Source organism: Anaerolineae bacterium (genome assembly GCA_013178015.1).
Taxonomy (GTDB): Bacteria; Chloroflexota; Anaerolineae; order DRVO01; family DRVO01; genus Ch71.
Window position 1 is genome coordinate 50,316 of record JABLXR010000040.1, and the last position, 23,849, is coordinate 74,164.

The 23,849-nt window shown below is 66.1% G+C and carries 17 protein-coding genes; 16 read left to right on the plus strand and 1 reads right to left on the minus strand.

Translation table 11 applies throughout. From position 1 onward, the window contains the following. Positions 1–114 precede the first annotated feature (114 nt). Positions 115–2,523 (plus strand): DNA topoisomerase 4 subunit A, encoded by a 2,409-nt coding sequence (locus HPY83_14850; protein ID NPV09222.1) that lies wholly within the window; start codon positions 115–117, stop codon positions 2,521–2,523. Positions 2,524–2,744: 221 nt separating this feature from the next. Next, on the plus strand, positions 2,745–3,509 hold the full coding sequence (locus tag HPY83_14855; GenBank protein NPV09223.1) for a metallophosphoesterase family protein: 765 nt from the start codon (positions 2,745–2,747) through the stop codon (positions 3,507–3,509). Here the strand turns inward: HPY83_14855 and uvrA are convergent. Next, positions 3,468–6,359 carry an excinuclease ABC subunit UvrA gene (gene uvrA / locus HPY83_14860; protein NPV09224.1) on the minus strand — a complete coding sequence of 964 codons (2,892 nt, stop codon included), beginning with the start codon at positions 6,357–6,359 and terminating at the stop codon, positions 3,468–3,470. The genes HPY83_14855 and uvrA overlap by 42 nt on opposite strands. A gap of 406 nt (positions 6,360–6,765) precedes the next feature. On the opposite strand from uvrA, the gene HPY83_14865 reads away from it, so the two are divergent. The 14 genes from HPY83_14865 (at position 6,766) to HPY83_14930 (ending at position 23,832) form a co-directional block, all read left to right on the plus strand. Continuing rightward, a complete protein-coding gene (locus HPY83_14865; GenBank protein NPV09225.1) occupies positions 6,766–8,079 on the plus strand; it encodes a hypothetical protein in 1,314 nt (437 codons plus the stop codon). A gap of 58 nt (positions 8,080–8,137) precedes the next feature. Then, positions 8,138–11,359, plus strand: coding sequence for a hypothetical protein (locus tag HPY83_14870; protein NPV09226.1), 3,222 nt, complete (start codon positions 8,138–8,140; stop codon positions 11,357–11,359). Between the two features lie 312 nt (positions 11,360–11,671). Then, on the plus strand, positions 11,672–12,505 hold the full coding sequence (locus HPY83_14875; GenBank protein ID NPV09227.1) for a sugar phosphate isomerase/epimerase: 834 nt from the start codon (positions 11,672–11,674) through the stop codon (positions 12,503–12,505). A 130-nt stretch (positions 12,506–12,635) separates the two neighbouring features. Further along, complete coding sequence (locus HPY83_14880; protein ID NPV09228.1) at positions 12,636–13,886, plus strand: hypothetical protein; 1,251 nt, start codon at positions 12,636–12,638, stop codon at positions 13,884–13,886. An 8-nt stretch (positions 13,887–13,894) separates the two neighbouring features. Beyond that, positions 13,895–14,827 (plus strand): glycosyltransferase family 2 protein, encoded by a 933-nt coding sequence (locus tag HPY83_14885; protein NPV09229.1) that lies wholly within the window; start codon positions 13,895–13,897, stop codon positions 14,825–14,827. Between the two features lie 3 nt (positions 14,828–14,830). Further along, positions 14,831–15,586, plus strand: coding sequence for a glycosyltransferase family 2 protein (locus HPY83_14890; GenBank protein ID NPV09230.1), 756 nt, complete (start codon positions 14,831–14,833; stop codon positions 15,584–15,586). A gap of 138 nt (positions 15,587–15,724) precedes the next feature. Beyond that, positions 15,725–16,222, plus strand: coding sequence for a tRNA (adenosine(37)-N6)-threonylcarbamoyltransferase complex ATPase subunit type 1 TsaE (gene tsaE / locus HPY83_14895; protein NPV09231.1), 498 nt, complete (start codon positions 15,725–15,727; stop codon positions 16,220–16,222). Positions 16,223–16,320: 98 nt separating this feature from the next. Then, the gene (locus HPY83_14900; protein ID NPV09232.1) at positions 16,321–16,782 is read left to right on the plus strand and encodes a GNAT family N-acetyltransferase; all 462 of its coding nucleotides are present in this window, start codon (positions 16,321–16,323) and stop codon (positions 16,780–16,782) included. Then, positions 16,782–18,722 carry a hypothetical protein gene (locus HPY83_14905; protein ID NPV09233.1) on the plus strand — a complete coding sequence of 647 codons (1,941 nt, stop codon included), beginning with the start codon at positions 16,782–16,784 and terminating at the stop codon, positions 18,720–18,722. Before HPY83_14900 ends, HPY83_14905 begins: the two co-directional genes overlap by 1 nt. Further along, on the plus strand, positions 18,722–19,549 hold the full coding sequence (locus HPY83_14910) for a hypothetical protein (GenBank protein ID NPV09234.1): 828 nt from the start codon (positions 18,722–18,724) through the stop codon (positions 19,547–19,549). The genes HPY83_14905 and HPY83_14910 overlap by 1 nt, the downstream gene beginning before the upstream one ends. Before the next feature lie 288 nt (positions 19,550–19,837). After that, positions 19,838–21,190, plus strand: coding sequence for a hydroxymethylglutaryl-CoA reductase, degradative (locus tag HPY83_14915; protein NPV09235.1), 1,353 nt, complete (start codon positions 19,838–19,840; stop codon positions 21,188–21,190). 7 nt (positions 21,191–21,197) lie between these two features. Next, entirely contained in the window at positions 21,198–22,244 is a 1,047-nt protein-coding gene (locus HPY83_14920) for a hydroxymethylglutaryl-CoA synthase (protein NPV09236.1), read from the plus strand. A 12-nt stretch (positions 22,245–22,256) separates the two neighbouring features. Then, positions 22,257–23,426, plus strand: a complete 1,170-nt coding sequence (locus tag HPY83_14925; GenBank protein ID NPV09237.1) for a thiolase domain-containing protein — start codon at positions 22,257–22,259, stop codon at positions 23,424–23,426. A 1-nt stretch (position 23,427) separates the two neighbouring features. After that, a complete protein-coding gene (locus HPY83_14930; GenBank protein ID NPV09238.1) occupies positions 23,428–23,832 on the plus strand; it encodes a Zn-ribbon domain-containing OB-fold protein in 405 nt (134 codons plus the stop codon). Positions 23,833–23,849: the final 17 nt, after the last annotated feature.

Sequence of the window (23,849 nt, forward strand, 5' to 3'; positions counted from 1 at the left end):
TTCGGCTCGGTTATTGCAGTAAGAACACAGCGACGGACGACAGGCCCGTCGCTGTCGTGTTTCCCGGGGTTGTGCTACAATGCGAACATATGTTCTACGAGGGGGAGTGACATAGTGGCTGAGCGAGTCACGCCGGTGGGGATCGAGAGCGAGATGCGGCAGTCCTACCTGGACTACGCCATGAGCGTCATCGTCGCTCGCGCTCTGCCCGACGCTCGCGATGGGCTGAAGCCGGTGCAGAGGCGCATCATCTACGCCATGGGCGAGATGTCGCTCCGGCACGACACGCCCTATCGCAAGAGCGCCCGCATCGTGGGCGAAGTCCTGGGCAAGTACCACCCGCACGGCGAGGCAGCAGTCTACGAGACCATGGTGCGGATGGCTCAGGACTTCTCCCTGCGCTACCCGCTGGTGGACGGCCAGGGCAACTTCGGGTCTGTGGATGGGGACTCGGCGGCGGCCATGCGCTATACCGAGGCTCGCCTGGCGGCCATCTCGCGGGAGATGCTGCAGGACATAGACAAGGACACGGTGGACTTCAGCGCCAACTTCGATGAGTCGCTTCAGGAGCCGGACGTCCTGCCTGCGCGGCTGCCCAACCTGCTGGTCAACGGGTCCTCGGGCATTGCGGTGGGCATGTCCACCAACGTCCCGCCTCACAATCTGACAGAGGTGTGTGACGCTCTGGCGTACCTGTTGGACCGCTACGACAAGGCCGAGGATGTGGACGTCGAAGACGTGATGCGGTTCATCCGTGGGCCCGACTTCCCCACCGGCGGCATCCTCTACTCCGGGGGGACAGAAGGCGCCGACGGAGATAACCCTCTGAGGCGCGCCTACGCCACCGGGCGTGGCCAGGTCCGACTGCGGGCCAAGGTGATGGTGGAGGAGGGCGTCCGCGGTGGCAAGCGGCTGGTTGTGACCGAGCTGCCCTACCAGACCAACAAGGCCCGCCTGATCGAGCGAATCGCCGAACTGGTGCGAGCAGAACGGCTGACGGGGGTGGCCGACCTAAGGGACGAGTCGGACCGCGACGGCATGCGGTTGGTGGTGGAGACGACCCGCTCTGCTGATCCCAGGCAGGTGCTCGCTGATCTGTTTCGGCTAACGCCGATGGAAACCACTCTCAGCATCATCCTGCTCGCCCTGGTGGACGGAGAGCCCCGCACCTGCTCCCTCAAGCGGCTGCTCCTGGAGTACATCGAGCACCGACTGGTCGTCACCCGGAGGCGCAGCGAACACGACCTGGCCCGCGCCCGGGAGCGGGAGCACGTTCTGGCGGGACTTCTCATCGCCCTGGCTAACATAGACGAGGTCATTGACACCATCCGCCGCTCGCGCACGCCGGAGACGGCGCGGGCCAACCTGATCCGTCGGTTCAGGCTCACCGAGGTGCAGGCACAGGCGATACTCGACATGCAGCTGCGTCGCCTGGCCTCGCTGGAGCGCAAGAAGCTGGAAGAAGAGCACGAGCAGTGTCTGGCTACCATCGCTGACCTGGAGGAACTGCTGGCAGACCCGGCCAAGATGCGCGCCCTGATCAAGCGGGAAGTGCAGGAACTGAAATCCCTCTATGGGGACGAGCGCCGCACCCAGATCCTGCCCGGCGCCCCCGATACCGAGATACTCACCGTAACCGACCTGCTTCCCGACCGTGAGGTGCTGGTCCTGGTGGACGGACAGAACCGGGTGGCGCAGCAAACGCTTCCCCAAAGGCTGCGGATTCCGCGCGGTGTAGTCCTGGCCTCACTGGCCAACTTGAGGGACCGGATCGGGTTCGTGACCGAGGGCGGGAGTATGCTGGTGACGCCCGTCCACCGCCTGCCGGAAGGCCAGCCCGGGGATGCGCCCGGCCTCTACTCCGACAACGGAGCTGCAAGCCGGATAGTATCCCTGGTGCGGCTCACGCCGGCCGATGAGGGAAGGGCGCTCCTGCTGGCAACCGCCCAGGGCAAGGTCAAGCGGATAGACTGGACCACGACGTCGGTGGGCTGGAGCCCCGTGCTCCGCCTGGACGACGGCGACGGAGTCGTGGCCGCGGTGCTGGCCGGCGATGGGGAGACCGTGGTGTTGGCGTCATCCGCGGGGCAGGCGATCGCCTTCGAGGCCGATCAGGTCCGGGTGACGGGGCTGTCGGCGGGAGGAGTGGCAGGCATCCGCCTGGGCGATGGCGAGCGGGTGGTGGCGGCGGCGCCGCTGACCGGTGCTCAGCACCTGATGGTCCTCAGCGCCAGGGGTAACCTGAAGCGGGTGACACTGCGGGGTTGGCGAAGCCAGAACCGCGGCGGCGCCGGCATAGTGCTGATGGCGACGGACGAGAAGACGGGAGAAGTGGCAGGCGCCGCGCCGGTGGGCGAAGGCGACCGGGTACTGCTGGTAGGGTCCCTCGGAACGGCCGAGGTGCTGGTGGCCAGGTCGGTGCCGGTCATGGGCCGGAACACCAAGGGTCGGGCTTTGGCGAAGCTCAAGAAGCGGGAGAGAGCGGTGGCGGTGATGACGCTGCCTGAGGCGCGGCGAACCTAAGCCGCTGCCCGCGCCATCTGGTGAGGCCAAGTTGCGGACTTCTCTGCAAAGAGCCTGCCCTGAGGTTGCCGAAGGGAAGGGGAGCCTGACACCCCTCTCCCACAGGCGGGAGAGGGATCGGAGGAGAGGGCCTGCGGTTCGACACTCTCTTCGCGGGGACCGAGGGGGAGATTCCTGCCGGTCCCTCGATTGGCAGCCCGGAACGACCCTAGTAGTATGCGATGAAGAAGCTGAGGGAGGCCATAGAGCACTTGCGCTGCCTGGTGATCGCCGACGTCCACGCCAACCTGGCGGCCTTCGAGGCCGTTCTGGCGGACGCCGGCCCCTTCGACGAGGTCTGGTGTCTGGGCGACCTGGTGGGGTACGGCCCCGACCCGAACGAGTGCGTGGAGCGGATACGCGAAATGAAGCACCGGGCCGTCGCGGGCAACCACGACTACGCTGCGGTGGGCCAGGTCAGCCTCAGGCACTTCAATGACAGCGCCCGCATGGCGGCGGAGTGGACGGCTGCCACACTCGAACGGGACAACCGGATCTACCTGCAGTCGCTGCCCTTGCAGCAGGAGATCGGCGACTACACCCTGGTGCACGGCAGTACCCGCTCTCCCGTGTGGGAGTACATTGATAGCTCCCAGGCCGCCCTCGAGAACCTCGACCTGCAGCCGGCGCGCTACTGCCTGGTAGGGCACACCCACGTCCCGGTGGTGTTCCGCGAGACGACCGGCCTCATCCGCCGGGCGCGGGAGTGGCGCCTTCGCGGTGACCTTACGACCATCCACCTGGACGCCGCCAAGACCATCCTGAACCCTGGCAGCGTGGGTCAGCCGCGCGATGGCGACCCGCGGGCGGCCTACATGCTCCTGGAGCCGGACACGGGTCTGGCCGAAGTGCGCCGGGTGGAGTATCCCATCGAACGCACCCAGGGGCGCATAGCGGCCTTCGGCCTACCCGAGCGGAACGCGTTCCGCCTCGCTCTGGGTCGGTAGCGCCACTGACACGGTCTCCGCTTCCTCAGCCAGGACGGAACGCAGGTAGCGGCCGGTGAAGGATCCTTCCTGACGCGCCACCTCCTCCGGTGTCCCCGCCGCCACGACGCGGCCCCCGTCGTCCCCGCCTTCCGGCCCCAGGTCAATGATGTAGTCAGCCGTCTTGATCACGTCCAGGTTGTGCTCGATCACGATCACGGTGTTGCCCGCGTCCACCAGACGGTGCAGCACGTTGAGCAGCTTCTGGATGTCGGCGAAGTGCAGGCCGGTAGTGGGCTCGTCGAGGATGTAGACCGTGCGGCCCGTGGCCACCCGGCCCAGCTCCTTGGCCAGCTTGATCCGCTGGGCCTCGCCGCCGGAGAGGGTGGTGGCAGGCTGTCCCAGCTTGACGTACTCCATCCCCACGTCCCGCAGCGTCTCCAGCACGCGCACCAGGGGCTTGTGGTTGGCGAAGAACTCCAGTGCCTCCTGCACTTCCATGTCCAGCACCTCGGCGATGTTCTTGCCCTTGTACCGGACCTGGAGAGTCTCTCGGTTGAAGCGGGAGCCCTTGCAGGCGCCGCAGGTGACCCAGACGTCGGGCAGGAAGTGCATGGAGACGCGCTTGGTGCCGTAGCCCTCGCACTCCTCGCAGCGGCCGCCCCGGACGTTGAAGGAGAAGCGCCCCGGCTTGTAGCCGCGAGCCTTGGACTCCGGGAGCTCGGCGAAGAGCTTGCGGATGTAGTCGAACGCCCCGGCGTAGGTGGCCGGGTTGGACCGGGGGGTGCGGCCGATGGGGTCCTGGGTGATGTTGATCACCTTGTCCACGTGCTCGATCCCCTCGATGCCCGAGTGCCTGCCCTCCCGCCGCCGGGCGTTGTGCAGCCGGTTGTTCAGGGCGGGGTAAAGGGTCTCGCTCACCAGCGATGACTTCCCGGAGCCGGAGACGCCGGTGACGCAGATGAAGTTGCCCAGAGGGAAGGCTACGTCCACCCGCTTCAGGTTGTGATGGCGCACGCCTCGGAGCACGATGCTGTCCCCTCCGACGGGACGCCTCCCGTTGGGCGAAGTGACGCGGAGCTCGCCTCGGAGGTAGCGACCGGTCAGCGAGTCCTCAGCGGCCGCGACGTCGGCGGGCGAGCCCGCGACCACCACGTACCCACCCCGCAGGCCCGCCCCAGGGCCCAGGTCCACGATATAGTCGGCGGAGCGGATGGTCTCCATGTCGTGCTCGACTACGATTACGGTGTTGCCCAGGTCGCGCAGCTGCTCCAGCGTGTCGAGGAGTTTGCGGTTGTCGCGCTGATGGAGCCCGATGCTGGGCTCGTCCAGGATGTAGAGCACGCCGACCAGGCCGGAGCCGATCTGGCTGGCCAGGCGGATGCGCTGACCCTCTCCGCCGGAGAGCGAGGGTGCCAGCCGGTCCAGCGACAGGTAGTGCAGCCCCACATTCATCAGGAACCGGAGGCGCTGCTCCACCTCCTTGAGCACCTCGCCCCCGATCTCGGCCTCCTCGCCCCTCAGGTCCAGCCCTCTCACCCAGTCCAGCGCTCCCGCGACGGTGAGGCGGGTGACGTCGGAGATGGTGCGATCGCGGATGGTGACGGCGGCGCTCTCCGGGCGGAGGCGCTTGCCCTCACAGGTGGGGCAGGTGTGGCGGCCCATGAAGGAGGCGTAGTAGCGGCGCATGTTCTCGGACTTGGTCTGGGCGTAGCGGCGCTGATAGCTGGGAATCAGCCCCTCGTACTCCCATTCACCCGAGCCCGAGCCCCGGTCGCCCTGCCACTCGTAGCGGATGCGGAAGCCCTTGCTCCCGTAGAGCAACGTCTTCCGGAAGCCCTCAGGTAGGGAGCGCCAGGGCGCCCTGAGGTCGGCCTGGAATGCCTCAGCCAACTGGCTGACCACCCGGTAGCGCCAGCCCCGTCGCTCCTTGAGAGGGCCCCAGGGGCGGATGGCGCCCTGGTAGATGCTTAGATCCTCGTCCACGAAGCGCCGGGGATCGAACTCGGTCTTGTAGCCCAGGCCGCTGCAGTCGGGGCACATCCCCAAGGGGCTGTTGAAGGAGAACATGGCCGGCGTGAGCCGGGGGAAGCTGATGCCGCAGTGGGGGCAGGCGTAGTCCTGGCTCAGCAGCACCTCGGGGCGATCCTCGAACACCAGGATGATAAGGCCGTCGGACAGGCCCAGGGCGGTCTCGATGGAGTCGGAGAGGCGGAGGCGGAACTCATCGCTCTCCTCCACTACCAGCCGGTCCACCACCACTTCGATGTTGTGACGGTAGTTCTTGTCCAGCGACAGCCCCTCGGTCAGGTCGGTGAGGTCGCCGTCTATGCGCACCCGGCTGTAACCCTGGGCGCGGAGGGCGTGGAAGGTGTCGGCGAAGGTACCCTTGCGGTTGCGGGCCACGGGGGCGAGCACCTGCATGCGCTTGCCCTGCCCGAGCTCGACGGCGGAGTCCACCATCTGCTGCACCGTCTGGGCGTTGACCTCCCGGCCGCAGCGGTAGCAGTGGGGGATGCCGATGCGGGCGAAGAGCACGCGCAGGTAGTCGTAGATCTCGGTGACGGTGGCTACAGTGGAGCGGGGGTTCTTGCTCACCGCCTTCTGCTCGATGGCGATGGCGGGGGAGAGGCCGCCGATGAAGTCCACCTCGGGCTTGTCCATCATGCCCAGGAACTGGCGGGCGTAGGCGGAGAGGGACTGGACGTAGCGGCGCTGGCCCTCGGCGTAGAGGGTGTCGAAGGCGAGGGAGGACTTGCCCGAGCCGGAGACGCCGGTGAATACGATGAGGCGGTTCCGGGGAAGCTCCAGGTCTATGTTCTTGAGATTGTGATGCCGGGCGCCACGGATGACGATGCGATCCTGGTACATGACTCCATTCCGAAGGGCTGAAGTAGGCATCGTTGTGGGGAGGCTCGAGCCGCGATTATAGCACAGATGTTTCGATGCCACACTTGGGGGTTTCACCGCCGAGGTCGCGGGGGGCGCGGAGAGGGAGGGGGAAAGAGCCGATCCCGGTGAGGCAGAGGCTCCAGCGCAGGGGAATAGCGTCTTCCAGGAATACAAGCAATGAACTGCTCTACTCCGACAGAAGTACACAGACAAAGTACCATTGACGGCGCGATTCAGGAGTGACTATAATGGAGCCCGATCATACCGTGTCCGTGCAACAATGAACCGGAATACCGTGAGCGAGGAGGTACACTATGCGATAGACCCCCGCGCAAACATAACAGTCACTGTCAGCGGACCGGGACGAGCCCGGAGAAGGAGGTCTATGATCATCTCCAGACGCGCCGATATGGGAGCCCTCTTCTCGATAGTGGTGATGCTGCTGGTCGGGTGCACCAGCGCTACTCCCGCCAGTATCGCGTCACCTACCTCAACGCGACCACGGGAGAGCCCGCAGTCTCCCGCTCCCCCCGCACGTGCCACGATGGCGCCAACTCCGGCGGCCGAGGTTCGAGAAGTTGTCTCGCCCGTGTCGCCTCTGCCTACGCCGTCCGCTTCTCCCACGCGCAGGCCGGCGCCGACCCCCACTCCCACCATTGCCTGGCCCACCTGCGAGAGCTTCCCTGCCACCATCAGCTTCTTGCGGGACAACAACATCTGGCTCCTGGACGCCCAGTCCGGCACCGAGCGGCAGTTGACCTACGAGCCGGAGGGAATGGGGCTCGGCTATGCGCCCTCACCTGACGGGAAGTGGATTGCCTACGTCACCTGGTCTTTCCCCGACTGGGCCCTGAAGCTGGTCTCCACCGAGAGCGGGGAGGTCCGGCTCCTGGAGGAGAGCCGCAGGCCGCGGATTCCCGGTTCACTAGCCTGGTCCGATGATAGGCATCTCCAGTACCACGTCCTGATAGGGACGGAGTACATCAGCGGGGAGCCCGAGGAGGTGAGCAGCGTCGTGGTAGTCGACCTGGAGACTGGGGCGCACCGCGAGCTTGCCACTACTACCTTCCACCACCCGTCTCCCGACGGCAGGTACGAGCTCACCGGGCACTGGTCGCCCGGGGGCTACCTTCTCCCTGAGCACGTGCCCTACCAACTCCTGGACCACAAGACCGGAGAGCAGCGGTCGGTCATGGAGGAACCGGCGGACTTCCGCGGTTGGTCCCCAGACAGCGAACTCATGCTCTTCAGCTTGAGCTTAGGCCGGGAGTACACATCGTCGCTAGTGGCGATAGACGCAGAGACCCTCAACCGGTGCGCACTCACCCCCGAGGGAAAGCGGGCCGGCTGGCCGGCATGGTCTCCGGACAGCGAGAACGTAGCCTACGTGCAATGTAGTCCGGAAGCGCCTGAGGTAGGCTGCCTGGACCTGGAGCTCTGGATCGCTGACCGCCACGGAGGAAGTCGTCAGCAGGTACTCTCGCGCGACTGCGCGCCGCTTGAAGGCCGGGTAGGCACGCCTGTGAGCGAGGCGATCTTCCTTCTGGAGCTCCTGTCCTGGACCCCTGACGGGTCGCGGCTCGTGTTCAGCGTGACTCACGACACAGGACGAGATCTGTGGAGCGCAAGAGCCGACGGAAGTGGCCTGTGCCGCCTCGCTGCCGGGGCTTGGCCTCACGCCTTGGACTCCGCCGACTGATCAGCCACTGACATCCGGCCTGAAGGAGTACACACAATGGGAAAGAGGAGTGACGACGATGCGGTCGAAACGATTCGGCAATCGAGTGATCCTGGTCATCCTGACCCTGTCTCTGCTGTCTCCAGCGCCCGCCGCTGGTGCCAGTCTTGCCCTGTCCACCCGGCACGGCCCGCCTGCGCCGCGCGTCTTCGAGGGCTACGGGGAGTTTCCGCGGATAGCCACGATTGCGCCATCAGGCGACGAAGGAGCTCTGGGGCTCTACCTCGTTGACGGAGACTCGGCCAGGCTGCTTCTGGACATGCCGGACCTCAACTGGGGAGCCGCCACGTTCAGCAGTCAGCTTTCACCAGACGGCAGGCACCTCGCCGCGTGTTTCCGAGGGGGCGACACGGCTCCATCGCAGATGGATCTCTTCGACCTCGAGGCGGGCAGCCGCACCACGATCACCCGGGGCGCAGGTGAACTGCAAGCGGAGACAGAACCAGAGGGCAGAGCATATGAGGAGGTCACCTCGGTGGCCTGGTTGGATGATGCCCACTTGCTCTACTCAAAGGTGACCTGGAGCGCTTCTCCCGTCGAGCGAGGGGAGGTGTGGGTCAGCAGTCTAGACGGCGAAAACCAGAAGCTGCTGGGGACCGGGTACATAAGTCGAGTCCTCGGAGCATCACCGGACGGGCAGACGATCTATGTCACCCGGTTCATCCCCGGGGAGTGGGACTGGCAGGAGGAGGGCTTCGCCCTGCTCGACGTGGCCTCAGGGCAGGTGCGCTATCTGTGGCCCAAGGAGGACCGATCCACTGAAGCGCACTACAGCTTTGAGCTGGTCCGGCTTCCGGATGGCAGCCGTAAGCTGCTGTTCGCCACCGGCCAACGGGTCAGCACGGCGGTCGCCGAGCCACCCGTCATATGGGTGGCAGATCCCGAGACGGAACAGGCTGAGCAGGCGCTCGTCGTTTCCCAGGGCAGGGATCAGGGCAAGTCAACTGCCTATGACCTACCCAGGCAGTTCCTCTGGTCCCCCGTGTCCTCCGACGAGTTCCTTTATCTGGCGGACGGCGCCGGCCTGGGCGGCATATGGACGGTGGACCTGGCGACGCACACGTCCTCGCCTGTGCCAGGCACGGAGTCGCTGGGCGACATGGCCGGGCGCATACTTGCCTGGGCTCCTGAAGGGATCGTGACCAAGGACGCAGAGACGCTTCGGCTTCTTTCGGAAACGGGTGAGCCGATAGGTGAGATCGTGCTCGGGGACTCGGCACCTCTCACCAGTCAGGGCATAGCCGATGCCAAAGTGAACTGGCCCGTTCCTTTCATACACCAGATGAACGACGTTCCGGAGTGGTTCAACGGGGGCTGGTCGTGCGGGCCCACGAGCATGGTGATGATCCTGGCGTACTTCGGCCGGCTGGCGAAACATCCAATCACAGTGAATCACGGACAAGGTCCCCACGTGAGCGACTACGGCTTCTATGTCGCAGAGGAGTACTCCCACCAGTGTGGCCGCGAAGGCCCCCCGTCCTACACCTTCTCAGGCACGGCACCAGTCCCCCCAGCCCCGCCGGGCGAGCCCCCCAACCTTCCAGGCAAGGGAGCTCACGGTCAGTGCGTGGATGCTGGTGGGGGCGCCATAGCGGGACTCATGTTCCGGTATGCTGAGAGGCATGATGTCGGCCACTACTATCTATACCCGGCCGGAACCCAAGATGAGGTGAAGCGCCTTCTCGACGCCGGCTCGGTGGTGGCCCTGGGCACCAGGTTGACCACAGCAGGACATATTGTCGTGGCCAAGGGATACTACGAGAGCGGTGGGACCACCTACTTCATAGTCAACGACCCTAATGTCGGCCAGCGGGACCTCAGCTGGAGCCAGATGGTCGAGGTGAAGCATTGGGTGGCCTATCATGGACCACAGGTGTTCCCTCATGTGGAGCGCCTGGCGGGCTCACTAGGCTCAACCCTGCGCGTGGCCAACACCGAACGCGGTGCCTGGCGCTCCAGCCATGTTCAGGTCTGCCTGCTGAACCAAGATGGTAGCGTCGCCGCCACACCGCAGTTGGCGATAGGCCTGAGCGAAGTGGAGAGCCTTGCCCTAAGCAACGTGTCCGGAATCTCCGATGGCTGGCAGGGGTCGGCGATTTTGCGAGCATACAATCCCTCCGGTTCTTACAATACGCCGCCCTTCAATAACACTCCTGGGTTCGCGTCCGCAGTGGTTCACAATGCTCGGCGACACGCCACCGACGGCGGCGCCGTTCTTCCGACCGAGAGAGATGCCTACGAGGGCATTCTGACGACCTATGAAGGATCCCTCTCCGGCGGCGGAGTAGGGCCGCAACTGCTATTCCCAAGCGTGCTCCGCAACTACTACGGCTGGTACACCTCGATCTACCTGATGAATGCCGGGGGCCAGCCGACGAGCGCCACCATCCACTACTACAACGCCGTCGGCGGGTGGCAGGGCAGTGTCACCTACAACCTTCCCCCCTTCACGCGGGTCAGGTGGACGAACAACGCTGTGGATCGTGGGTCCGCGCGGGCGGTCTCCAGCAACGGGCAGCCTCTGGCGGCTACAGTAGTCCAGGAGCGGGGCTCCGGGGTGTACGCTACCTGGTCCATGAGCCAGGAATACCCAGCCTCCAACCGCGGAGGAGACCGTGGCTTCCTACCATCCCTGCTGCGAGACTACTACACATGGACCTCCGCCTACGTCAACCGGGCGGTGGACTACTACGTCTCCGGCAGCGCCTACTTCTACCCCAACGGCACCTCAAGGAGCTTCTATCTGGGCAACGGCAACGCCTCGGAGGAGGTATATCTGAGCGTTCCTGCCCCGACCCCGACCGTAGTGCCGTCGGGATTCCATGGATCTGGTACGGTGGACAAGACCGGGGGTAGTGGTACCGTCGCCACCGTCGGTCAGCACTCCAACACGCAGACGGCGATGGGTCTGCGTGCACCTGCCGGAGGGCACCGGGAAGTCACGATCCCGTACCTGAACAGCGCCGATGAGACTGCTTCCCTCATAATACAGAATACATCTGCAGCTCCAATCACAATCACGGCGAACTACTACGACGGGCAGAGTGGAAACCTGGAGCTCAGCTATCCGCGCTCGGGTATACAGCCTGGTCACTCAGTGGAACTGCTGGTCGGATCCGGGGTGCCGGCTTCGTTCCGAGGCTCAGTGTGGGTACAAGCGCTCGAGGCCAGGGGCCGGGTCGCAGTGTCGGTACAGCAGAGCCAAGCTAACGACAACGGCTACGGTTACTCCTTGCCGTAGCGCTATCAGGTGCCGACGAGGAAGCTCAGGGGGAGCCGACCGGCTCCCCCTGTTCTCTGAGACCTGGGTCACAATCTGGCGGGCCCGGGCCAGGCAGTAGGGGCGCGGTCTCCGCGCCCGGCAAGATGCCGTCCCCGCGCCCGACGTGGAGTGCCCCGAGGCACGCACGCCGCTGGCCTCACTCCGATGCATAGCCCCCCCCTGGCCGCAGGCCTTCAGCGGGCGCCTTCAGCCGCCCGCGTCCGCTTGAGCGACTTGAGCGACCCTACGCCCCCGGTGTACCATGCGGCCCTAACCCCAGGAGGAATCGCCATGAAGAAGGGCATGTGTTGGGGCGGGCTGCCGTCCGGGCTGAGCATCGAGGAGCGGCTGGATCTGGCCGCCAAGGCGGGTTTCGACGGCATCGAGCCGCGCATCGCCGATCCGGGCAGCGGAGACCTGGTGAACGCGGATTCGACCGACGCCGACCTGGCCAACGTGGTGCGCATGGCCAAGGACCGTGGCCTGGCCCTCTGCAGCGTGATGGGGGGCGGGGTCTCGGTGCGGGTCTATCCCATCGTCTCCGACGACCCGGCCGTGCGGGCCAAGGGGAAGGACGCCATCCGCCGGGCGCTCAACATAACTGCCGCCTTGGACGCCGAGGTGCTCCTCCTGGTCCCGCACTGGGTGAACGACGCCGTGCGCTACGATCACTGCTACGACCGGGCCAAGGAAGCCCTGCAGGAGCTGGGGCCGGAGGCGGAGAAGCTGGGCGTCACCATCGGAGTGGAGAACGTCTGGAACAAGTTCCTGCTCAGTCCCATCGAGTTCGCCCGGTTCGTGGACGAGGTGGGCTCGCCGGCGGTACAGGCCTACTTCGACGTGGGCAACGTCCTGGTGTGGGGCTACCCCTACCATTGGATAGAGATTCTGAACCAGCGCATCAAGCGGGTGCACATCAAAGACTTCAAGACCGACATCAACAACGCCCGTGGCTTCGCCCAGCTGCTGAACGGCGACGTGGACTGGCCGCGGGTGATGCAGGCCCTGCGCGGCATCGGCTACGACGGCTGGGTGACGGCCGAGGTGGGGCTGTACAAGTACTTCCCCATCGAGTCCGTGTACGACACGTCGGTGGCGATGGATCGGATCTTCGCCCTGGCTTAGGGTGGTACGCCAGAGGGCAGGCACAGTGGCCTGCCCCTACCACAGCAGACGGGCTGGCGTGGGGGCGGACCGCCGTGCCTGTCATCTATGGCAATTGCCCCATCGGCGTTGCCCCACTAAGATACGGGGCATGTTCCCATCCAGTCTCCTCGGGTTCAGCCGCGCTAGGGCCGCCATCGTTACCGCCGCTCTGGCGGCGCTGGTCCTCTCGGGCTGCGCCCAGGAGGCCGTCCTCTCGGCGGTGGACGCCCAGCCGCGGACCATCACCCCCAATGCCGACGGTATCACCGATGCCACCCGCATCAGCTACAGCCTGCGCCGATCGGCCAGGGTCTCCATCTACCTGGTGGATCGGGCGGGGGGGAACCACTACTTCCGGCAGGAGGCGCGCCGGTCGCCGGGGGACTATCAGGTGGACTTCGGGGGGGTGGTGGACGGGCGCTGCCTCCCCGACGGCGACTACCGACTGGTGGTGGAGGCGGATCCCCTCGATGGAGGGGGCGGGCCCGCCGTGAGCGAGCTCGACCTGGCCATCCGCGATGCCGACACCGACTACCCGGAGATCATCGGCCTCACGGCCTTTCCCCAGACGTTCACCCCCAACCGCGACGGCCTGGGAGACCGGGTGCGCATCACATACGACCTGACCAAGCCGGTGACGCGCCTGTCGCTGTACCTGGAGGGCGCCGATGGTCAGCGCTATACCGTGCCCGAGGACAAGATTCGGGAGTTCGGGGCCGCCGGGAGGCACGAGCACGACTACGACGGCGGCATTGACCTGGGCGCTGAGCCCCCGCCGGCGGGGAAGTACCGCGTGGTGCTGGTAGTCGAGGATGCGGTGGGCAGCCAGGCCCGGGCGGAGACTGAGCTCACGGTGGAGCAGGGCGGGGTACCGCGGGCCACCATCGTCAAGTCGGGCGAGGGTATGGGAGTGGAGTGGAGCGCTACTGCCGTGCCTCTGGGTGAGGTGCTGTACTTCACCCTCACGGTGCAGAACATAGGCAGCGTACCCATCCGCACCCAGGGACCGGAGCCCGGCACGGTATACGACAACACCCAGACCTACAACAACCTCGGTTATTACGTCAGTTCGGGGGCCTTTCGCATCGGGGTCAACTACGAAGGCAACAGCGCCGGCGATCCATATCCTTACCGCTGGCAGCTAGGGCCCACGTCTGAGCTCACCTGCATCCCCTTCAACGGCCAGGACTACTACTACCTGATGCCGGGACAGACGGTCACCGTGCACGGGGGGATTCGCATGGTAGAGCCCACCCCCCGCCGGCAGCCCCACTTCTGGGCGGGACTGATTCACGAGGACGTGGAGTACGTTCCCGGCGAGGACTACGTCAATCCAACCGCCATAACCATCGGTTACTAGGGCCGGCCGTGGCTAGCCCCGATCTCGAAGTCGCCATCGTCAGCTACAACGTTCGAGAGCTGCTGCGTGCCTGCCTGGAGAGCGTCTTTCGCTGCGCCGGGGACGAGGGGCTGCGGGCTCGGGTGTGGGTGCTGGACAATGCCAGCGCCGACGGCAGCGCCGACATGGTGGAGCGCCACTTCGCCGCGGTGCTGGTCCGGCGCCGCGTCTCCAACCTCGGTTTCGCCGGGGGCGCCAACGCTCTCCTCGTGGAGGGGGCGGGAGAACGGGCGCCGCTGCTGCTTCTCAATCCCGACACTGAGGTCCGTCCAGGCGCCCTCACCTTTCTGCTCGAGGATGTGCAGGCGTTGCCCCGAGCAGGGATCGTGGGGCCGGGGTTGATCTACGGAGACGGCTCCCTGCAACACTCGGCTTTCCGCTTCCCGGGGCTGGTGCAGACGTTCCTGGAGTTCTTCCCCGTGAATTGGAGGCTGCAGGAAAGCGGGCTGAACGGGCGCTATCCTCTGCAAGAGCGCCGCCCCTGGCCCTTCCTCTGCGATCATCCCCTGGGAGCGGCCATGATGCTGCGGCCGGAGATGCTGCGGGAAGTGGGGGCGATGGACTCGGGCTTCTTCATGTACTGCGAGGAAGTGGACTGGTGTTGGCGGGCGTGGCGAGCGGGATGGGAGGTGTGGAGCGATCCCCGCGCCGTAGTCGTGCATCATGCCGGGCAGAGCACGGGCCAGGCGCGCCCGGCCATGTACGTCCAGCTCTGGCGCAGCCGCTACCGGCTCTTCTCCAAGCACCGAGGCTGCGCGTACGCAGGGGCGGTGAGGCTGGTGGTGCGGGCGGGGCTGGCCCGCGAGCGGCGTCGGCTGGCCGGCCAGCACCGGGAAGGACGAATGACGGAGGCTGCGCTCCGACAGAGCCTGGACGCCCTCGATGCCGTGGCGAGGCTGTAGGCGGTGACCATCGAGGCGGTGGTCCTCACCAGCAATGAGCGGGCTAACCTGCCCGACTGTCTGCGGAGCCTTCTCTGGGCCGACGCTATCATGGTGTTCGACTCGGGCAGCTGGGATGGCACTCAGGACATCGCTCGGGACCTCGGGGCCCGGGTGGTGGAGCACCCCTTCGAAGATTTCGCCTCCCAGCGCAGTGCCGCCCTGGAGGCAGCTAAGGGGGATTGGGTGTTCTTCGTGGATGCGGACGAGCGCTGCCCTCCCGAGTTGGCGGCCGAGATACGGCGCGCGGTGGAAGGCGCGCCGGCTGGATGGTGGGTGCCCCGCGACAACTACCTCTTCGGGCGACTCACTCGCTACGCCGGCTGGTACCCAGACTACCAGCTGCGGCTCCTGCGGCGGGGAAGGGCGCGTTACGACCCGAGGAGACCGGTGCACGAGACGGTGCTCCTGGACGGGGAGCAGGCCTGGCTGAAGCACTCGCTCGTGCACTACAACTACGCCTCGGTGTGGCAATTCATGGCCAAGCAGGGGCGGTACGCTCACCTGGAGGCGGGGGCACTGGGCCGCCAGGGAGTTCCTCGTCGGGTGAGGACGCTTCTGTCTCGCCCGGCGCGCGAGTTCTGGCGGCGCTTCGTCCAGCTCGAGGGCTATCGAATGGGTGGGCACGGGCTGCTTCTGAGTGTGCTCACTGCTTACTACAGCCTCGCTGCTTACTGGCTGTACCTACGGATGCCGGAGGATGCCGCGCCAGGGCGGTAGAGCCCAGTGTCGGGGAGGTGCGGCACCAGGCCGACACGCGGCCAGGTGCCTCTGTGCCCTGAAGTGTGGCCGCAGGAACGGATTGTAGGCTACCCTGGCCCAGCGTATAATGCCGAGAGGTCAGAGGCACGACAAGCCATGAGCCCGATACTCAACCCTGACGATCTGGATTTCACCAGCCACAGCGAGGAGCAGACCCGGCGCCTGGGCGAGCGCCTGGGTGAATTCCTGCAGGCCGGTGACGTCATCTGTCTCCAGGGTCCGCTGGGCAGTGGCAAGACGCGCTTCGCCCAAGGCGTGGGTAGGGGCATGGGGGTACGTGGGATCATCTCCAGCCCATCGTACACCATCGTGAACGAGTACAGGACGCCCAAAGGCCTAACGCTATATCATGTTGACTTCTACCGCATCGAAAAAGGTTGCTTCCCCGGGTTCGACGCCGGCGAGGTCATAGGGGGCTCCGGCGTGGGAGTGATCGAGTGGCCGGAGAAGGCGCGGGAGTTCATCCCGGAAGAGAACCTCTGGGTCACCTTCCGGCACGTGGACGGGATGAAACGCGGGATGCTGTTCCAGGCTCATGGCGAGCGCTACCGGGAACTACTTCGAGCCTTCCGGATGGCGGCGTTCGGCGTGTGACCTCGGGAGAAGGTAGCCTACGGGATGCGTCTGGCATCCGCGTCCGGCCGGCCGCACTGAGTGACCTTGACGGCTGCCGACGGCTAGATGGCTCCGTTGTGAGCGAGCACGTGTGGAACATGCAGCAGGCCGCGCAGCGTGGCGATGTCAGTGTCTTCTTCTCCCAGGTGCGACTTCCCCGGTCTCTGGAGGTGGCCTATCCGGCCGCTCGGGACGACCTGGTGATCCGCTTGGAGAGGGGCGATCTGTTTCTGGTGGCTGAGGCTGAGGACCTGATCGGCTGGCTCTCTGTATCCCATGATCTGGGGCGCAGATTGGCCTCCGTGGACCACCTGATAGTGACTCCGGAGCGACGGCGGCAGGGAGTCGCGACGAAGCTCATGCGGCAGGCGGTGGATCAGGTTCGGCGGAGGCGCGCCCGGGTGGTGCTGGCTTCCTGCTTAGCCAAGAACGGGCCTGCTGTGGCCTTCTTCCGGCACCTGGGAATGGAGTTCTGTGGTTACAACGAGCATCTGTACTCCGACCACGAGATTGCACTGCTATTTGCGTATCGGTTGTGATGCTCCAGGCACTGGGCCTCGTTGATCTGCGCCTGAGTCGGGTGCTCGTGAGCCTGGACGGGGCTCTTGCGGCCGCGGTCCTGCTCACGTCGTTCTCGCTCATGGTGTACGTGCTCACGCACAACGTGTACAGCCCGGTCGGGCGAGCGTTCACGGCGCTCATGGCGTTTGTTACTGTCGTGTACGTGGGCGATGTGGCGGTGATCAATGCAGCTGGGCCGGAAGCGGTGTCCTTCTGGCTGCGGTTTCAGTGGCTTGGGATCGCCTTTGTGCCCGCCGCGTATCTGCACCTCTCCCAGGCCCTGTTGCGAAGCGTCAACCGGCGCACTCCGGGGGGCTTCGCTGCGGTGGCTGCAGGGTACGCCATCGGGGTGGTCCTCCTGGGGCTAACGGTATTCTCCGACCTGCTGGTGTGGGACGGGGTGTTCGGAGATACTGCAGCCCACTTGAAGGCAGGCCCCCTGTTCTGGGTCTTCTCGCTCTACTTCGCCGCCACCACCGTGCTCGGGGCGGCCAACATCGCTCAGGCGCGGCAGAGCGCTTTGACTACCGACTCGCGCCGGCGGCTAACCTACCTGGCGCTATCCTTCGTGGCCCCGGCGCTGGGCGTGTTTCCGTTTCTCATAGTGGCCGGGATGCCGGGTGGGGGATCCGGGTGGGTGGTGCATGCCCTGTCCGCGGCCGGGAGCGCGGCGGTCATGGGCATGCTGGTAGTCATGGCTTACAGTGTGGCCTACTACGGGGTGCTGGCGCCGGAGCGAGTGGTGAAGCAGGCGTTCACCCAGTACCTTCTGCGAGGACCGTTCGTGGGCGTGTGCGTGCTGATGGTCATGCTGGCCGTGCCTCAGGGGATGCAGGTGCTGGGCCTGCAGCGGGGTGCCTTCCTCATCTTTGCCGTGGTGGGCGTAGTGGTGATGCTGCAGGTGCTGATCAGCGCCGGCCAGCCGCTGCTGGACCGATTCGCATACCGCCAGGACCGAGCGGAGGTCACGTGGCTGAGGGAGCTAGAGCGACGACTGCTCACCACCACCGACTATCGCCAAGTGCTGGAGAACATTCTCATTTCCGCCTGCGACGTCTCCCGCTCTCGGGGAGGTTTCATTGCGGCGCTGCCTCCGGGAGACATAGGCGAGCTGCAGGTGCAGAGTGCCATCGGGGGACGGCCTGAGGTGCCAGAGTTGCCAGACGTGGCGGCGTGGCTGCAGGAGCGCAGCGGGTGCTGGGTGGCAACGGGCGGGAGCGAAGGCTTGGACCGGGACGGTATCCTCGTGTGCCGGGGATACTGGCTGGTGGCGTTGCTGGACCGCAATGGGGGAATGCCCTTGGGGGTGATGGGTCTGCTCAGCCGCGACGACCCGGCTGAGGTTGACGATGAGGAACTGGCCATTCTGGACCTGTTGGCCACCAAGGCCGCTGCGGCCATCGAGGACATGCGGTTGCAGCGGCAGGTCTTCGCTGCCCTGCGGCAGCTTCTCCCGGAGATCGCGAGTGTGCAGCGCTGGCGGGACGACGCCACGTACGGCCGCACCAGCGCTATGCTGGCCAACCCGGTACTCAGCCCGGAGTTCCCCAATCTGGTGCGTGCGGCCTTGCGGCACTACTGGGGCGGGCCTCAGCTACGCGAGAGCCCGCTGCTCCAGCTTCGGGTAGTGCGGGAGGCTATGAGGGAGAACGGGGGCAACCCTATCCGGGCGCTGCGGGCAGTGCTGGTAAAGGCCATCGAAGCGCTGCGACCGGCAGGCGAGAGGGGCATCTCGTCCGAGTGGGTGCTGTACAACGTGCTGGAGATGAAATACGTGCAGGGCCTGCGAGCGAAAGAGATTGCTCGCAAGCTGGCAGTGAGTGAGTCGGACCTATATCGCAAGCAGCGTGTAGCGGTGAAGGAGATGGCAAGGGTGTTGGCGGAGATGGAGATGCAAGCTTCGGAGCCTTCGAGCTAATGGTATCACGGGCCGCCGCCCTGGCTGAGAGGGTGAGCGGCACTGTCTTCTTCTTGGGCGCCAGCGACACCGGCAAGACCACCCTGGCACGAGCACTCCTGGCCGAACTCGAAGCCAGAGGTCACCACGTGGCTTTCCTGGACTGCGACCCCGGTCAGACCACCGTGGGTCCTCCCGCCACGCTAGGAGTCAGGTGGCGCGGGCCTGACGGCAACGACGAGACTCGGCTCTACTTCGTTGGCAGTACCTCTCCCCGCGGGCACTTCCTTCCCATGGTGCTGGGCTCCAAGGCGCTTCTCCAGGAGGCGCTGGAGGCCGGAAACGATACAGTCCTGGTGGATACCAGCGGGCTGGTGGATCCGGCCGCAGGAGGGGTAGCGCTGAAGCTGTGGAAGTGCGAGGCACTGCAGCCGGACTACGTGGTGGCTCTCCAGCGCGAGGACGAGCTACGCCCGATCCTGCGCGGCCTGCGCCGTCGCTACCGACAGAGGCTCTTCACTCTGACGGTGGAGCCGGAGGCCCGACAGCGCGGGCGCGACGAGCGCGTCACCTATCGCCGCGAGCGATGGACTCGCTACTTCGCCCATTGCCACGAGCTCAGCCTGAACCTGGCTCAGCTCGACGTGTGGGGTGGGCGGCGGCTCGAGGCCTCTCGGCTGCTGGGACTGGATGGCCAGAGCGGCCTCTGCCTTGGGCTGGCGGTAGTGACAGAGGTTCAGCCGGGGATGGCCCTTGTGCTCACGCCGCTGCAGGACGTCGCCTCTGTAGCCCGAGTGCGTGTGGGCGCGCTCAGGCTGGACCGCAACTGGAGCGAGTGGCACGGGTAGCGGCTGAAGATCGCCACCCTGAGAACCGAGGTTGCGTTCAACGGGTCGGCCAGTGCGGCTGGCAGGCCACGCTGCTAGCCGCACCGTTGGCGCCGGATGGACGGGGCCAACGATACAGAGCCGGCCGCGATGGCCCGAGACGCCGGCGCGGTGGAGAGGCGGGGCTCAGCCCTCTGGTAGTGCCCGAGACCGCTTCTGACAGCTTCTGACAGTTTCCCGACCTCATACTGAGTTGGTCCTGTGCCGGCGTCCGGCGTACTGACACGATGGGCGCAGCGGTTGGTGCTCATGTGGTGCGCGGGGCCTGGATTAGCTAAGATAGAGGGTCTGTCAGCATTAGCTATGAGTGCTACCTCGAGGCTTCCACAATTCTATAGCCTGAGCCCGGAGGAGAGACTGCACCGCCTGGCGGAGGCGGCGGGAGTGCCGGCTGGGGAGCTAGAGCCGCTCCGGGCCGGTCTGACCCTGGCGGTGGCGGACCGGATGGTGGAGAACGTGGTTGGAGTGACGGGCCTACCTCTGGGCATCGCCACCAACTTCGTGATCAACGGGCGCGAAGTGTTGGTGCCCATGGCCATCGAGGAGGCTTCGGTTGTAGCTGGAGCCAGCAAGGCCGCCCGAGCTGCCCGCAGTGGCGGCGGGTTCGTGGCTGAGTGCGATCCCAGCCTGATGATCGGGCAAGTGCAGCTGTTGGGGCTTAGGGATGTGGAAGCGGCCGCCTACAGAGTGTTGGAGCGCAAAGCCGAGGTGCTGAACCTGGCCAACTCGCGCCCTTCCCAGATCGTGGAGCTCGGTGGCGGGGCCACGGACCTGGAGGCCCGAGTGGTCCGCGAGAGCCCAGCGGGGCCGATGCTGGTGGTGCATCTGATCTACGACGTGCGCGACGCGATGGGGGCCAACGCTGTCAACTCGACGGTGGAGTTGGTGGCTCCGCTTCTGGAGGCGGTCACCGGCGGGCGGGCCAATCTGAGGGTCATCAGCAACCTAGCCGATCGGAGGCTGGCGCGGGCAAGGGTGAAGATCGTGCCCGGTGAGCTGGATTGCGGCGAGGTAGCTGGCAGTACAGTGGCGGCGCGTATTGTCGAGGCTTACTCTCTGGCGGCGGTGGACCCCTACCGGGCTGCCACCCACAACAAGGGCATCATGAACGGGGTGGATGCAGTGGCGGTTGCCACTGGGAACGACTGGAGAGCGCTGGAGGCGGGAGCCCACGCCTATGCTGCCCGTCAGGGCAGGTACGGGCCCCTAAGCCAGTGGGCCATCGGCGCGGACGGACAGCTGGAAGGCTGCCTGGAGATGCCCATGCCGGTGGGCACGGTGGGAGGAGCTACCCGGGCCTGCCCGACGGCCCGTGCCTGCCTGAGGCTCATGGGCGTGGAGACTGCTTCGGCGCTGGCCGAAGTCATGGCGGCCGTGGGGTTGGCCCAGAATCTGGCTGCGCTCTGGGCGCTTGTCACGGAGGGCATCCAGAGGGGGCACATGGCGCTGCACGCCCGGCAGGTGGCCCTGGCGGCCGGGGCAGCAGGCGCCGAGGTCGAAGCGGTGGCCGGCAGGATGATCGAACAGGGGGAGATCCGCTCGGCGACGGCGGAGCGATTGGTACGAGAAATGCGGGGGAATACCCAGGAGACACAGACCTGAGATGACGGTGATGAAGACCGAGATACCGGTGGGGCTGGTCGGGTACGGGGCCTACGTGCCCCGCTATCGGCTTCCTGCCACCGAGGTAGCGAGAGTGTGGCATGGTGGGCGTGACCATCTTCCCATTAAAGAGAAATCCGTACCCGGTCCGGACGAAGACACGATCACCATGGCTTTCGAGGCGGCCCGAAACGCTCTGGCCCGGGCCCGACTGGCGGCCTCGCAGCTGGGGGCCGTATGGGTGGGGAGCGAGTCTCATCCCTACGCCGTGAAGCCCAGTAGCACGGTGGTGGCGGAGGCACTGGGGGCCACGCCCAACGTCCTGGCTGCCTCATTCGAGTTCGCCTGCAAGGCCGGCACTGAGGCGCTACAGGCAGCCGTGGCCCTGGTCGGTTCGGGCATGGTGAGCTACGCCCTGGCTGTGGGTGCCGACACCGCCCAGGGCCAGCCCGGCGACGAGCTGGAGTACACCGCCGGGGCGGGCGCGGCTGCTTTCGTGGTGGGCCCGGCCGAGAGGGCGCTGGCTGTCATCGAGGGGTCTGTCTCGCATGTGACTGATACGCCAGACTTCTTCCGGCGTGCCGGGCAGCAGTACCCGCGGCACGGTGGAAGGTTCACTGGAGAGCCGGGTTACTTCGAGCACGTGCTGACGGCCGCTCGGGGGCTGATGGACGCCCTGGACTACACGGCTTCAGACTACTCGGCCCTGGTGGTACACCAGCCTAACGCCAAGTACCCGGCCAAGGTCGCGGCTGACCTTGGCTTCGGGCCCGAGCAGACGCGGGCAGGGATGCTGGTGGACCGCATCGGCAACGCCTACGCCGGCTCCTCGCTGCTGGGATTGACGGCGGTTCTGGATCAGGCCGAACCGGGACAGCGGATACTGCTAGTCTCCTTCGGCTCCGGCGCGGGTAGCGATGCTTTCTCCCTCAAGGTGACGGACCTGCTGCAGGAGCGCCGGGACCTAGCCCTCAGTACGCTGGCTTACGTGGAGAGGCGCACACCCATTGACTACGCCATGTACGCCCGCTTCCGCGGCAAGCTGGCGGTTTGATGGAAGGCAGCCATGGCACATTCGCGTCCGCATGAAGTATACGTAATCGGAACGGGCCAGGTGCCGGTGAGGGAGCATTGGGAGCGGTCTCTACGGGACTTGGCAGTCTGGGCGCTGCACTCGGCCGTGGCCGACTCAGGGATAGAGGCGCCTGAGGCGCTCTACGTGGGGAACATGCTGGGCGCACTTCTGAGCGATCAGCAGCATTTGGGAACACTGGTGGCCAGCTGGGCCGGATACCGGGGCATCGAGGCGGCCACGGTGGAGGCGGCCTGCTGCTCGGGCGGTTCGGCGTTGCGGCAGGGCTACCTGGCGGTCAGGAGCGGGGCTCATCGGGCGGTGGCCGTGGTGGGCGTTGAGAAGATGACGGACAGCGTCAACGGTGCCGCCACCGCCGGGCTGGCCATGGCCGCTGACGCGGAGGCGGAAGGGGCCGTGGGCTTGTCCTTTCCGGCCATCAACGCGCTGCTTATGCGCCGCTACATGCACGAGTTCGAGCCCCGTCGTGAGGACTTTGCCGCCTTCTCTGTGAACTCGCACGCCAACGCGGTGGGCAACCCGAACGCTATGTTCCGCAAGGCCATCAGCGAGCGGGCTTACCTCGAGGCTCCCATGATCGCCGATCCGGTGAACCTGATGGATTCGGCGCCGATGGCGGACGGAGCGGCGGCGGTGATCCTGGCCGATGCCGAGACGGCAGAGCAGCTGGGCCGCCGAGGGGTCAGGATCACGGGCTCGGCGGTGGCGACCGACTCGCTGGCGCTGCAGGACCGGCGCGAGCTGCTCTGTCTGGACGCGGTAGCAGCCTCCACTGCGCGGGCGCTGGACATGGCCGGCAAGACCCCGGCCGACGTCAGCTTCTTCGAGCTGCACGATGCCTTCACCATTATGGCAGTCTTGTCCTTGGAGGCAGCCGGCTTCGCGCCCAAGGGAGAGGGTTACCGGCTGGCGACTGAGGGGGCGGTAACTCGAGAGGGGCGCATCCCCATCTGCACTATGGGCGGTCTCAAGGCCCGCGGGCATCCGGTGGGAGCTACCGGCGTGTACCAAGCGGTGGAGGCCGTGTTGCAGCTCACCGGACGGGCGGGGGACTGCCAGGTGGCGGGGGCCAAGGTGGGGCTGATCCAGAACATCGGCGGCAGCGGGGCGACCGTGGTGACTCACGTGCTGGAGGCGGACTAAGATGGCTCTGCAACTGCCTAGGGAATGGCGTCGCCGGGCGGAGCGCTATCGCCTGTTCGGAGGGCGGTGCCTGGGCTGCGGTCGCATTAGCCCCTCGTTGCGTCCGATCTGCCCCGCCTGTCAGGACGACAGGATGGAGGAGGTGGAGCTGTCAGGCCGGGGCGAGGTGTACTCCTTCGCGGTAATGTACAAGGCGCCGGAGGGGTTCGAACAGGACATCCCCTACGTGGTCGCCTTGGTCAAGCTGGAGGAGGGACCTGTGATCACGGCACAGATCACCGACGTAGCCGTAGATGATGTGCGGGTGGGAATGCCGGTGGAGAGCGTGCTGAGGCAGTGGCGCCAGCACGGACCCGACGGCCACATAGTGTACGGGTACAAGTTCCGGCCTGCCCAGCGGCCGTAGGTGGGATTGGCCTTAGC